This window comes from Hungatella sp. SB206 (assembly GCF_051132295.1).
Lineage (GTDB): Bacteria > Bacillota > Clostridia > Lachnospirales > Lachnospiraceae > Hungatella > Hungatella effluvii.
On record NZ_CP096603.1, the window covers coordinates 4,649,230 to 4,662,430 of the forward strand.

Annotated in this window: 13 protein-coding genes; 2 read left to right on the top strand and 11 right to left on the bottom strand. The window is 50.2% G+C overall.

The window, feature by feature from the left end; all coding sequences use genetic code 11:
- Nucleotides 1-98: 98 nt before the first annotated feature.
- The 11 genes from M1L66_RS20595 to M1L66_RS20645 form a co-directional block, all read right to left on the bottom strand.
- Entirely contained in the window at nt 99-1,004 is a 906-nt protein-coding gene (locus M1L66_RS20595; protein WP_434687905.1) for a nucleotidyltransferase domain-containing protein, read from the bottom strand.
- 18 nt (nt 1,005-1,022) lie between these two features.
- Entirely contained in the window at nt 1,023-2,156 is a 1,134-nt protein-coding gene (locus tag M1L66_RS20600; protein ID WP_434687907.1) for a metallophosphoesterase, read from the bottom strand.
- Between the two features lie 21 nt (nt 2,157-2,177).
- Complete coding sequence (locus tag M1L66_RS20605) at nt 2,178-2,345, bottom strand: hypothetical protein (RefSeq protein WP_434687909.1); 168 nt, start codon at nt 2,343-2,345, stop codon at nt 2,178-2,180.
- Nucleotides 2,346-2,504: 159 nt separating this feature from the next.
- Nucleotides 2,505-4,460, bottom strand: coding sequence for a PTS fructose transporter subunit IIABC (locus M1L66_RS20610; RefSeq protein ID WP_187019102.1), 1,956 nt, complete (start codon nt 4,458-4,460; stop codon nt 2,505-2,507).
- A 13-nt stretch (nt 4,461-4,473) separates the two neighbouring features.
- Nucleotides 4,474-5,379, bottom strand: a complete 906-nt coding sequence (pfkB, locus tag M1L66_RS20615; protein ID WP_434687912.1) for a 1-phosphofructokinase — start codon at nt 5,377-5,379, stop codon at nt 4,474-4,476.
- Between the two features lie 444 nt (nt 5,380-5,823).
- Nucleotides 5,824-6,276, bottom strand: a complete 453-nt coding sequence (locus tag M1L66_RS20620; protein ID WP_434687914.1) for a GNAT family N-acetyltransferase — start codon at nt 6,274-6,276, stop codon at nt 5,824-5,826.
- A gap of 39 nt (nt 6,277-6,315) precedes the next feature.
- On the bottom strand, nt 6,316-7,173 hold the full coding sequence (locus M1L66_RS20625) for a MurR/RpiR family transcriptional regulator (RefSeq protein ID WP_025530610.1): 858 nt from the start codon (nt 7,171-7,173) through the stop codon (nt 6,316-6,318).
- Nucleotides 7,174-7,257: 84 nt separating this feature from the next.
- Nucleotides 7,258-8,811, bottom strand: coding sequence for a metallophosphoesterase (locus M1L66_RS20630; RefSeq protein WP_434687916.1), 1,554 nt, complete (start codon nt 8,809-8,811; stop codon nt 7,258-7,260).
- 107 nt (nt 8,812-8,918) lie between these two features.
- Nucleotides 8,919-9,182, bottom strand: coding sequence for a thioredoxin family protein (locus M1L66_RS20635; RefSeq protein WP_187019620.1), 264 nt, complete (start codon nt 9,180-9,182; stop codon nt 8,919-8,921).
- A 313-nt stretch (nt 9,183-9,495) separates the two neighbouring features.
- Nucleotides 9,496-9,705: a hypothetical protein gene (locus M1L66_RS20640; protein ID WP_434687918.1), complete on the bottom strand. Its 210-nt coding sequence runs from the start codon at nt 9,703-9,705 to the stop codon at nt 9,496-9,498.
- A 310-nt stretch (nt 9,706-10,015) separates the two neighbouring features.
- Entirely contained in the window at nt 10,016-11,185 is a 1,170-nt protein-coding gene (locus M1L66_RS20645) for an SAM-dependent methyltransferase (protein ID WP_187019093.1), read from the bottom strand.
- Between the two features lie 198 nt (nt 11,186-11,383).
- Here M1L66_RS20645 and M1L66_RS20650 point away from each other — a divergent pair, with 198 nt between their 5' ends.
- Together M1L66_RS20650 and M1L66_RS20655 are read left to right on the top strand one after the other, a co-directional pair.
- Entirely contained in the window at nt 11,384-12,238 is an 855-nt protein-coding gene (locus tag M1L66_RS20650) for an AraC family transcriptional regulator (protein ID WP_002603429.1), read from the top strand.
- A gap of 4 nt (nt 12,239-12,242) precedes the next feature.
- Nucleotides 12,243-13,178, top strand: a complete 936-nt coding sequence (locus tag M1L66_RS20655; RefSeq protein ID WP_434687921.1) for a DMT family transporter — start codon at nt 12,243-12,245, stop codon at nt 13,176-13,178.
- Nucleotides 13,179-13,201: the final 23 nt, after the last annotated feature.

The window sequence follows — 13,201 nt, forward strand, 5'->3', positions numbered from 1 at the left end:
ATAGATGGAACACACCAGAAAGAACACAGGAACGTATAATCCCGGGCATGCATTCAGCGCCGCCCGGGATTTTTAAATTTCCCGGATTCGTCTGTGGTCTATATATACGTCTTCCCATTTTCTGCCTTCAGCAAAGCCTGGTCCAGTTCTATCAACATACAGGCGATCACATCATTGACAGCCCCATCAGGATCGTACATAACGGAAAATAAATGGTTCAGATTTTCCTCAAACCGGTCCGGCAAATTTTCGCATCTGTCTTTGCAGAGACTCACCAGCCGTTTCTCCCCCGGATGGGTCTGCCTGTTCATGGCAAAAATAATATCGAAGTAGCTGGCCAGAAATTCCGTTGTCCTGTGATTGATGCTGACAAGGTCTCTCCTGGACGCTGCCTTCCGTATCTGTGCATCGTAAGACGGGAGTACGCCGCTTAGCAGGGCTCTGTTCTTCCGAATGATTTCAGCCCTCAACGCCTCCGGATAAGGGACATCAAAGCGCTTCTTCATAGCTTCCAGTGCTCCGCCCCTGTCATACAGGATCCTGCACGTGGCAAGATTATGCCACATACAGGTAGTATAGCCGTTGGAAGCCCGGTTCTGCTCCACAACCGCTGCCACATCTCCCTCGAAATCCTGAAGCTTCCGATAAATAATATCGATGTCCACACCATTGTTCAGCGTGCAGTTGTCCTCTGACTCCCAATAGTGATTCCCAATCTCCATGACGCCGCAGTACTTTTCCAGTATACTCTTGCGCCGCTCTTTTGATATCTCCATTTCCACATACACATAGATATCGTAATCCGACTTCTTGTCGGCCTTTCCCGTGGCCCTGGAGCCGCCAACCGCCACCGCTGCCGTTTCCGGGCACGAGGATATCTCTTCCAGAAGTGCGGTTACCTCCCTTTCCATCACAGGAGCGCCGGACAGTACCCTGTTTTCGTTGATCGTGGTTTCATCGATCGTGGTTTCGCCTTCCCTTTGATTCTTACCAGCTTCTCTCATATTGTTTACTCCCCTATTCTATACCGGCTTCAGCCTTCCGTGGTACCAGCTGCTGACCCCGTTCTTCTTAATGAGGCTTCCCATGGCGCCAGTTTCCACCAGTTCCACCCGCTCTCCTGCCTTTACTTCCATATGATAGTCGCAGAAATCGTCACACCGGAGCGTCCCATCCCGCTCATATAAATAGTCTTCCGGTACGACAAGCACGGTATCCGTGGTCAGGTGGCGAAGGCGCACCAGCCCCGCACCCGGACTCTGCCCCGGCAGAAGTTCCACACGGTTGTCCGTGTACTGGACCGATATCCGGGCCTTCCTCTCCTGCTGGCTGTCGACAGCCGTCATTTCCGGAAATCCCCCGTAGGAGGTCCAGCTGACTTCTTCCATGGTCCCCTCTGCCTCCGGAATGATCAGGCAGTTAAGCTGTCCATCCCGCTTCAGTCCGCAGCCCCCGTCGATGCTGATGATATTCTTGTTCCGGTCAAAAAACGGGTTGAATTCCGCCACCTCATGGCGGTAAAGACAGACAGGCCAATGGCCTGCCACCACGCACCGGTCGAAGCTTCCGCCCCTGTTTCGAAAGTCATCGAACTTCAGAACCGGAGTGGCCTCCTGCCCATCCATCTCTTCCCACCGCTCAGGAAGGCCGCTGTGAACAAAGATAAAATTGCCCGCTTCCACAATGGAAGGCAGCTCTGATAAAAATTTCAGTTCCGCCTGCCCGTGGACTATCACCTTTTCCCTGGCAGCAGCTGTCTCCGCTTCCGACTGCGGATGCCCGATCCCCATTTCCTCACAGAAATCCAGAAAAAGACTTCCTCCCCATCGTTTCTTTGCCGTTCGGATAAATTCCGCCAGTGCCCTTGTCCGCTCTGGTTCGCAGCTTCCAATCAGCTCCAGCTGCCATGAATCCACATTCCCCGAAATCACATGGACGTTAGTTTTTTTATCAAGCTCCATGACATAACGGAGCGTTTCTAAGGAATACGGTCCCTTTTCAATGATATCACCATCGATTATCAGCTCGTCATCCTCACAGAACCCCGCCTTTTCCAGCACTTTTTTCAAAAAATGAACATGGCCGTGGATATCGCTGACCGCCAGAATCCGGCGTCCCCTCGGGATATCCAGGCTCACTCGCTTTATTGTTAGCATTCTCTCATTTCCTTTCTCCGCCTAATCCCACCAGAAAAACCAGTAAGGACTGCCTGTGATGGACTGCTTTAAGCTGCAAATGGACCCGCTCCCGTACTGCTTCATCACCTCTGATCCCGTTCCTCCGACCATAAGGCATTCCAGCCTCGCATATCTGATTATGCTTCCGTTTTCTTCGAATTCAGCCATCTTCCTCCTGCCTTCCCACACGATTCCCTCCTGATGTGAAAGAACCGTTTTCTCTCTTTTTCTGTCAATTATACCATCCTGCCGGCAAAATGGCACGGGAAAAGGGAAAAACCAGTATTTTCCCCAACTGATCTTTCCCTTTTCGATTTTTTACCAGGCTTATTCTTCTCCAGCCTTATTCTTCTTAAGCGCCGCCAGTATCACACAGCCGACCACCGATCCGATCACAACCGCGGCAAGATAGCCGAACGGATTTCCGATCGTCGGAAGTACAAAGATACCGCCGTGAGGTGCGCGCAGCGTGCAGTTCAGTGCCATGGAAAGCCCGCCTGCCACGGCCGAACCGATGATACAGGACGGAATCACGCGCAGCGGATCTGATGCCGCAAACGGTATGGCGCCCTCGGATATAAAGGACAGGCCCATGATATAGTTTACCAGACCGGACTGGCGTTCCTTTTCCGTAAATTTCTTTTTAAAGAATGTGCTGCACAATGCGATCGCAATGGGAGGAACCATGCCGCCCGCCATAACTGCGGCCATAATATCGAAGTTTCCTTCCGCCAGCTGCGCCGTGCCGAACACGTATGCCGCCTTATTGACCGGGCCGCCCATATCTACGGACATCATGCCGCCGACAACGGCTCCGAGGATCACCTTGCTGGTGCCGCCCATGCCGTTTAAGAAATGGGTCAGACCGTCATTGATCGCACCGACGAACGGATTGATAAATGTTGTTGCCACCGCGACCAGGAAAATGCCCAGCAGCGGATATAAGAGAACCGGTTTGATGCCTTCCAGAGATTTCGGAAGCTTTTTAAATACTTTCTTTAACAGGACAACAATATAACCGCCGATAAAACCAGCCAGAAGCGCGCCTAAAAATCCTGAGTTCACGTCCCCGCCTGCGGGATTCATAAACGTGGCTCCCATCTTTGCCACCATACCACCTACGAAACCGACCGCCAGACCGGGACGGTCCGCGATACTCATGGCGATATAACCGGCCAAAACCGGAAGCATCATACCAAATGCCTGCTCGCCGATCGTCTTTAAATAGGCCGCTATCGGTGTATTTTTACCGAAATTAGCCGGATTGATGGAATAATCATCGAACAGGAAGGCCAGAGCGATTAAAAGTCCGCCGCCGATCACGAACGGAAGCATATGAGAGACGCCGTTCATCAGATGCTTATAAATGGTGTGGCCGATACCCTCGCTCTCTCCGCCCTCCTCTGAAGCAGCGGCACCTGTATGGTGGTAGACAGGAGCTTCGCCGCTCACAGCCTTTTTAATCAGTTCCTCACCTTTTTGAATTCCGTCGGAGACAGAGGCCTTCACTACGTGTTTACCATCGAAACGGGCCATATCCACATTCTTGTCTGCCGCGATGATGATTCCGTCGGCAGCGGCGATCTCTTCCTTTGTCAGAACGTTGGCCGCACCCTCGGCTCCGTTAGTCTCCGATTTGACAGGAATGCCAAGCTTCTTTCCCAGCTGCTCCAGATTCTCAGCCGCCATAAAGGTGTGGGCGATGCCGGTAGGACACGCGGTCACTGCAAGGACACGGTATCCGGCTGCGCTCTTTAAAGGCTCCTGGACCTTAGGCGCCGCATACTCCGCTTTTTTCTCCTCTTTCCGCACTTTCTTCTCATAGCGCTCGGATTCCTTGTCGTCGATCAGCTGTAAAAATTCTTCTTTTGACTCCGCATGGATCAAATCATTCTTAAAGTCGGGATCCATAAGAAGCGTGGACAGACGGGACAGCGCTTCCAGATGAACATCCGCTTCGCCCTCAGGCGCCGCAATCATGAAGATTAAATTGGCCAGCGAACCGTCAAACGCTTCGTAATCCACGCCATCAGGCACCACCATGGCTGCCAGTCCCGGTTCCTTAACCGCGGCCACCTTGGCGTGAGGAATCGCGATCCCCTCCCCTACCGCAGTGCTTCCCAGCGCCTCGCGGGCCAGAATGCCTTCTTTATAGCCGGCTTTGTCGTTCAGCCTTCCGCCGGCCGCCATCAGACCAATCAGCTTATCAATGGCCTCTTCCTTGCCAGAGACTTTTACACCGAGCTCGATGCTTTCTTTTTTCAATAATTCCGTTATTCTCATCTCAGAACCCCTCCTATCGTAATTCCTCATAAAGTTTCATAATATCTTCCTTACAGGCCAGCCCCTCGGAAAATGCGCTGGCGCTTCCGCAGGCACTTCCAAGCCTTAAAGCGTGCTCGTAATTTCCATTTTCCAGATATCCGGCGATGAATCCCGCAACCATGGAATCCCCGGCGCCCACAGAATTCTTCACCGTTCCCTTTGGCACTCCCATGGAAAATACCGCTCCGTTTTCAGCAATTAAGACGGCTCCATCCCCCGCCATGGAGACCAGCACATTCACCGCGCCCTTTTCCTGCAGCTGTCTGGCGTAATATACGATTTCCTCCTCATCCTTTGGCACCGTACCGAACATCTCTCCCAGCTCATGGTTATTCGGTTTAATCATAAATGGATGATAGGGAAGGACATTCATCAGCAAATCCTTCGTCGCATCCACCACGATGCGGATGCCCCTTCCGTCTAACCGCCCCATGATCCGTTCATAGATTCCGTCGTCGATGGAATGCGGGATGCTTCCCGACAGGACTAAGACATCGTCTGCCTTAAGCTTCTCAAGCTTTTCAAAAAGCTTTTCCACATCCGCTCCGGTAATCTCCGGACCAGTGCCGTTGATCTCCGATTCCTCTTCCGATCTAAGCTTTACGTTGATTCTGGACATACCGTTCTCCACCCGGATAAAATCGGACTGGAATCCCAGATTTTTCACTCCCCGTTCAATCTCGTCTCCCGTAAATCCGGCCACAAACCCGAGCGCGGTACTCCCAAAGCCCAGTGTCTTCAGTACCGCCGATACATTAATGCCCTTGCCCCCATAATAAATGTCTTCCTGCACGGTTCTGTTGACCATTCCCAGCGTGAAGTGATTTACTTTTACTACATAATCCAAAGCCGGATTAAATGTCACCGTGTAAATCATATGTCACCTCTCCTCGTTATTATAAAATTTTATTTCTTCCCTCTGCTATACTATATTATGATTTATCATTTTCGTCAATACATTTTTTCAAGAAATATTATTTCTTGTAGAGTTTCGTCAATTTCCATAAATCCCCAGTCCATTTTCCCTGTTTCCCCGCATGTTTTTTGTACTTTTTTACTATGTATTTTTCCAATAATTGCTGATTTCATGCATCATCGTTTGTTTCATTTTATGAGGACGATATTTTCCTTTCATGAGAACGATATTTTCCTTTCATAAAAATAATATTTTCCTTCCACGAAAACTATTTTCCTTAATTACAGGGAAGGCAAGTAAAGAGAGCCACACAAAAAAACAGGAACCAATGTCCGGTACGGCATGTTCACCGTATACTCCCTGACACTCACTCCTGTTTTTAATGCTTGCTGGAAAGAGAAATTCTCACTTAGTCTCTCTTTTATATACCCTGGAATCCTCTTCATTCTCGTCCTTCATCAGCTGATAGAAGGTATATCCATATTTTTCGTATAATCCCGTTTCGCCGGTAGAAATATAAATCTGACCCACTCCATCATTTTTTGCTGCTTCACATGCATACTCCAGCAGAATTCCCATATACCGGTGCCCTCTGTATTGAGGAAACGTATATACGAAACCGATCCATGGACTAAGGTCCGTGTTTCTCACATCGTCCACCTCCGCCAGCGTACAGAATGATACCAGCTGCCGGTTATCCGTCAAAAGAAATACTCTCGTCGTCTCCCCGCACAACTCCTTTAACCGATCTTCACTCAACAAATCATGCAGATATTGTCCTGCCCGCCAGTCGCTTTTCCTGATCTGGCTTAACCAGTACGCTTTATCCTCCAAGCTGTAAAACTCTTTTATTTCCATATTCATTTTCCTATACTCTTCCCCGCAGCTTCCGCCGGATCAGTTATTCTTGTCCTCGGAAATCGCGATCTCATGGCGTCGGATATGGTCGTATGAATCCTTCTTGCTCACAGCCAGGAACAGATAGAGAATCTCGACCACCATAGTGGCCGATACCCGTGAGAAGCAGAACTCACCCAAAAGCAGCTTCTCCCTGGTCGCCGTTGTGATGTGGTAATCGCTGGCCTGCCCCAGCGGCGAGGCGGCGTTGTTGGTGATCGCAATCATCTTGCAGTGATTCTCCTTCGCCACCGCGGTGAGCGTCATCAGCCGTTTGGAAAAACCGGAGTTGGATATGATGATCACCACATCTTCCGGCCCCATATTGCAGGTAAACGCCATCTGTGTCTCCCAGATCGTACCTGATACCGCCTGAATGCCCAGCTGATTGAACTTGAAGGCGCCGTCTAAGGCAACCGGAATCGTATTCCCCACAGCCACCAGCTGCACCGTGCGGGCATGTTCAATCAATTCCAGAATCTTTCCCAGTTGAACCGGGTCCATCATGGACACCGTCTGTGTCAGCTCCGCCGCCTTGTTGGCCAGGATATTCTGGAGGGACTGCGCAATATTATCGCGGCTGATATCGTTGGATACCTCCACGGATTTCCCGCGTTCCTCCGCCACCTCCTTCGCCAGAGTAATCTTTAAATGATGAAAACCGTTAAATCCGCAGCGCCTGCAAAAACGCGATACCGTCGCGTCGCTGGTTCCACTTGCCAAAGCCAGCTCCGCGACAGTCATATCGATGATTTCACTTTTGTGCTCCAGTATATAATCTGCAATCTTCTTTTCCGCCTCAAAAAAGGTATCGTAAGAAGAACACAGGACTCCTGAAACGTTGATATGATCCTGCATGGTTCCTCTTCCTCCGTTCCTGTCACGCATGTAATTTTATTTCATCATTATAGCACGATATGAAATAATTTGTAAAGGAAGTTTTTACCACTCTCCCGGGAAATCCCACGTATTGTGGTCCTTCCTGGTATCGCGCAGGATATCGTCGATCTCCTCGAACATCCGGCTGTCCGGAAGGTTACGCTCCCATAAGCGGAATGCCTCATCTGATTTTATCTCTTTCACGTCGATGGGCGTCCCGGCGCAGTAATCACGGTTCAGCTGGCCGTACAGCTCCGCCATCTTACGCATAAGCTCCTCCGGCAGACTGCTCATCTTCTTATAGATCTGCTGGCTTATCACACCCACCAGGAAATCGTTTCCGTACTCCTTAAAATTCAGCAGGTTTTCATCGGTCAGGCCGTGAGCCGCCGCGTAACGCTCCACATCCGCTTCCTTCGTCGTATAGCGAAGCTGCCCGCCGTCTCCCCATGACAGGATTCCGTACTGGCAGGGCGGAATGGCAAAGGAATCTGCCACGATCTCACTGATATGGTAGGCATCCTCCGGTTCCCCCGGCTCAGGCTTGTATTTCTTGGTCCGCTGCAGATGCAGGTGTCCGCTGATAAAGACCGGCACACGGTATCGTTCCAGCAGTTTTATAACCTCATCGCTGTTTTCCAGGGTGCAGTCCACAGGATACAGAATACTCTCCTTCAGCAGGTTGTGATGGGCAATGGGAATTACTGAGATCCCCAGTTCCTTCGCCGCTTCCAACTGCTCCTCCATCCATTTGACGGTGGTGCTCCGTATTCTTCCTCCTACCAGGTTCACCGGCTCATACTGGGCGGAATCCAGCATCATCAGCCAGTTTTTCTCGTCAAGTTCACAGATATAGCTTAAGGAGGTCCCATCTCTGCTGATCGCCTGGTCGTATCCGAATTCATGGTAAATGTCCAGGAATTCCTCCGCGCTGACCGATTCCGCCACCTCCCTCACCGCTCCGAAATAGGAGGCAGCGTTGGGATTATTGATATCGTGATTTCCCGGAATCACGAGGACCCGCACGCCCTGGTCCGCAAGCACTTTCAGCTTTTCCGCAAGCGCCTCATGAGCCCCCTTCTCACCGTTCAATGTTAAATCACCGCTCAGAATCACGGCATCGGGCTGGGTCTCCGTCATCTCTTCCGTAAACACATCCATCAGCTGGGAAATATAAGGAACCAGCTTTCCATCGTCCCGCTTCACCATCTCGTCGAACGCCTCGCCGTAATCGGTCATGGATGGGGCGAAATAATGGATATCAGAGACCGTTACTATGGAAGGCGGCCGATACTCTTCCACCGGCAATTCTTCCTCCATCTCCGGCCGGTCCGTCTCTGTACGGCCGCCGTACCATCTCCCGTTTTCCTCCTGATGCCTGCTTTCTTCCTGTTTCTCCGCCTCCGATGGCGTCGCCTCCGCGCTCTCGCTCTCCTCCTCTTCACGTTCCTCTTCCTGCGATTCTTCGGTCTGCACCATCGTCGTCTCGCTGCTGCTTTCTCTGCCCGGTTTTGTCGGCGAGGAGATCTTTCCCACAAACCAGACGATGCCGAGGCACATAGCAATGAGTCCCGCGTAAATCAGGATCATCAGCCAGTTTTTCTTCCCTTTACTCATATAACGTCACAATTATGTACCTTTCTATCCAGTCACTCGATGTCCACGGGAATCATACCATACGATCGCTCAGTCAGCAGCAAATTTCCCCGCTTCCCGGCCTCCTCTCACAGGTCAAGCGCCCTCTCATAAACCTTCCGCACTTTGTCCACGGTCGGCACACCCTCATGCATCTTTACTCCATCCACGAAATACGTCGGTACATACCAGTAGTCCAGGGAATCTGCAAACGCCTTCTCCCTGTTCTCATCCACAATTTTCACCTCGACTGCCTTAAACTCCGGTCGCTCCGCTTTCAGTTCATCCATCATGCGCAATGCCTGCCGGCAGTAAGGGCACGATTCCTGAATCATCATCAGTACCTTTTTCATCTGTATTCCATCCTTTCTGGTTCTATCCTTTCTGGCCATTCCTTTCTGAATATCTGCAATCAATTCCTGCTTTCTCATACTGATTCACTATTTTATCATTATTTCTTCTGCATATCAATACACAAGAGTGAACTATCCATTGTCTAAAGCTAATGGACTTCTTGCCTCATCAATCTACACTCCGTTTTGGTCCGTGCTAAATGTTTGCCACTGGCACACAGCACTCTCGCAGCTTACGATCTCCACAAGCGTTAATTCGGGCAGTTCCTGCCCTATTTTTGTTTGTTTTACGCTATTTGCCGTAACCCTTCCGCTAATATATTATTTGCCTCTCGGCACCTGGGAAACTGTCGCTGATTTTATCTGCCCCCCCAAATCTCCTGTGCAGTTTTGCTTTTACTTCCTTTAGTTTAGGCAGTTTGACCTTCCCACTCTCAAAATCCAATCCTGTATGTTCTTTAAAGAACTTTTTATATGCGGAATCCATATTATTAACAGCATTGGTGAGGGCTTTTTGTTTCATAGTACAAACTTTCCCGCGAAATGAAAAACCGCCTCTGTCATGCGGTAACAGGGGCGGTTCTCATAGGAGTCATGATTCCTTCACGGGTCAATGAAGGAAAACCCAGAGGGTTAATGTATACGTTCGTACTAAACTCGTGAAAAACCTCGTTAAGTACTCAGGTATGGCTCGCACTAAGTTCGTGAAAAACCTCACTAAGTGCTCACAGTATAGAATATTCACATGTAGTTAGTGTTTGCTAACTGCATATATATTAGCATATGCCAACTAAAAATGCAACCACTTTTTTGAGAGAATTCCTCATTTCCAGTTAATACCATCTCGTCATGGGCAACTCGTTGTTTACACCCTTGGAGACAAGGATCTGATGAAGGTCAATGATACCGTTGTGGAAGGTCGCGGCACAGGAGCTTAAATAGAGTTCCCACATTCTCGCGAACTCAGTCCCCATCTTCTCCTCCACCTCCTGCCTGTGGCCGCTGAAGTTTTGTTCCCAGCAGCGCAGGGTCTTATAGTAGTGGCGTCTTAAGCTTTCCACATCCAGGGTGTAGAACCGGTAGTCACCGAATAAATGGATTATTTCCCGAAGGCTCGGCACCATGCCGCCCGGAAAGATATATTTCTTGATCCACGGGTCCCCCGGATACTCTTTGAGCGCGCTGATATAATGAAGCAGAAGGAGCCCGCCCGGCTTTAACACGGAATCCACATTTTTTACGAACAGCTCGTAATTAGCCCGCCCCACGTGCTCCAGCATCCCGACGCTGACCACCCGGTCGAACTGTCTGCCGCTCTTCTCAAGCTCGCGGTAATCCATCCGCGCTACTTCAATCTGTCCCGTCAATCCCTCTTTTTCGATCCGCTCTTCGAATTCCTTCTGCTGTTCGTGGCTTAAGGTGATTCCAAGCCCCTTTACACCGTACTCCTTCGCAGCCCGGATCAGCAGATACCCCCAGCCGCATCCGATATCGAGCAGGGTCATGTCCTTCTTTAAACAGAGTTTTTCCAGGATACGCTCCACTTTATTGCACTGCGCCTCGTATAAGGTGTCGCTCTCATGTTTAAAGTAACCGCAGGAATAGCTCATGGTCTCATCCAGCCACAGGCTGTAAAAATCATTGCCGATGTCATAATGGGAGGTGACTTCCTTCTCCTGATTCTTCTTTGACTGGGATGTAAACATCAGCTTCTTTAATTTGGACCGGTCTGTGGAAAATCGGTCCATCTGTCCCAAAAATGAGTCCAGAGCCTCGAACAAATCCCCCTCCACCTCTAAATTTCCCTTCATATAAGCCTCGCCCAGCGCCAGGGAAGTGCTCGTCAAAAGCTCTTTCCCCTCGATATCCTCTTTTAAATCCACCACAAAGGTCGGATTTCCATTTCCGATATGATGGGTTTTCCCATGGAGCTTCACATCAAACGGGTGCTCGTCAAATCGCTGTAAAAAAGAAATCATAAAATTATCTGTCATTGTCTTCATGTGCAGTTCCTCCATATTACCGTTTACTCTCAAATTTTCAATCTTTTGTCACTGTCTTTCTAAGAATTCTTTCCAGTTTTTCAGGATTTCATAAGTAAACCTGTAAAGTTAAGGAATTTTGGCTCCTCGATTTGCAACATCATACAAGACTTTTTTACTTTATTGTGATAAAATCAAAAAAGTTTGAAAGGAGCACGCATGACAACATCTCAGGAACAACGCCATATATTCTATGACAGCTGTCTCGGTATCGAGGCATACCAGCTAAGCGGTATCGTACAGAAATTCCCCAATCATTTTCACGAATGCTACGTCATCGGCTTTATAGAAGGCGGCTGCCGCCATCTGTGGTGCCGCGGATCCGAGTACGATCTGTCGAGGGGGGATTTAATTCTCTTTAATCCCAAAGACAACCACTTCTGTTCTCCCATGAACGGAGAGCTGCTGGACTACAGGGCGTTAAACATACCCGTGCCTGTCATGAAAAAAGCGGCCGCCGACATCACGGGAAAAGAATTTGTCCCACAATTCACCGTAAATGTAGTCTATCACAGCGATATCACCACATCGCTGGCCGACGTCTACAATGCCATTGTAACCGACGCGTCCCCCTTTGAAAAAGAGGAAGCATTCTTTTTCCTGCTGGAGCAGATCCTTAAGGAGCACAGCGCTCCTTACGAAGAGCATAACGGAGTCTTTTTGGACAGCGCCATCGCCGATACGTGTGAATATCTAAAGGAACACTATTCCGAAAATATCACGCTGGAAGAGCTGACCGAACAGATTCATCTGAGCAAATCGTGGCTGCTCCATACCTTTACAAAGCAGACGGGAGTATCCCCGTACCGCTATCTCCAGTCCATCCGCTTAGAAGAGGCGAAGAAGCTGTTAGAGCAGGCGGTACCTCCCATCGACGCGGCCGCCAGGGCCGGTTTCACCGACCAGAGTCATTTCACCCGTTTTTTTAAGGATTTCACAGGGCTGACTCCGAAGCAGTATCAGAAAATATTTACAGAATCCGGCAGGGACACCACCGCCGGCACGGAGGAATAAACAAATGTCAGAAAAGTCTAACATGACGGGCCATCTTGCGGCCGCCGTCACCATCTTCATCTGGGGAACCACCTTTATCTCAACCAAGGTTCTGCTCGTATCCTTTACACCGCTGGAAATCCTGTTTTTCCGTTTTTTTATCGGATACGCAGCGCTGTGGATCGCAGCCCCCCGCCTCCTCCATACCGGAGACAGAAAAGTGGAGCTGCTCTTCGCAGCGGCCGGCCTCTGCGGCGTCACCCTCTATTTCCTCATGGAAAATTTCGCGCTGACCCTGACCCAGGCAGCCAACGTAAGCATTATCATCTCCGTGGCCCCGTTCTTCACCAGCCTCTTCGACTGGCTGTTCATGAAGGGAGAAAAGCCCGGGCGCCGTTTCTTAACCGGCTTCGCGGCGGCCATGCTTGGAATCTCCCTCTTAAGCTTCCAAAAGGATACCGGCGTACAGCTGAGCCCCAAAGGAGATTTCCTGGCCCTGGCGGCGGCCATCACCTGGGCGGCCTACTCCATACTCACGAAAAAGATCGGAAGCTATGGGTACGGAACCATCGAGAGCACCCGCAGAACCTTTTTCTACGGCCTCCTCTTCATGGTCCCGGCGCTGTTCTTCCTGCCTTTCCGGATCGCTCCGGCCCGTTTCATGCTGATGCAGAACGCGCTCAATATTCTCTTCCTGGGATTCGGCGCTTCCGCGCTCTGCTTTGTCACCTGGAACTTCGCGGTACGGGCACTGGGCTCCGTAAAGACAAGCGTCTACATTTACGCGGTTCCGGTGATTACGGTGGTCACTTCCTTAATCTTCCTGCACGAGGTCATCACCTGGCAGTCCATATGCGGAATCGTGCTGACGCTGGCCGGACTCATGATCTCAGAGAGCCGGTTCCCATTAAAACAGTCCTCCCGAAAACCTTCGGTTGACATCGGTATGGACAGACCTTAAAATGAAGGTAACGGATCAGATAA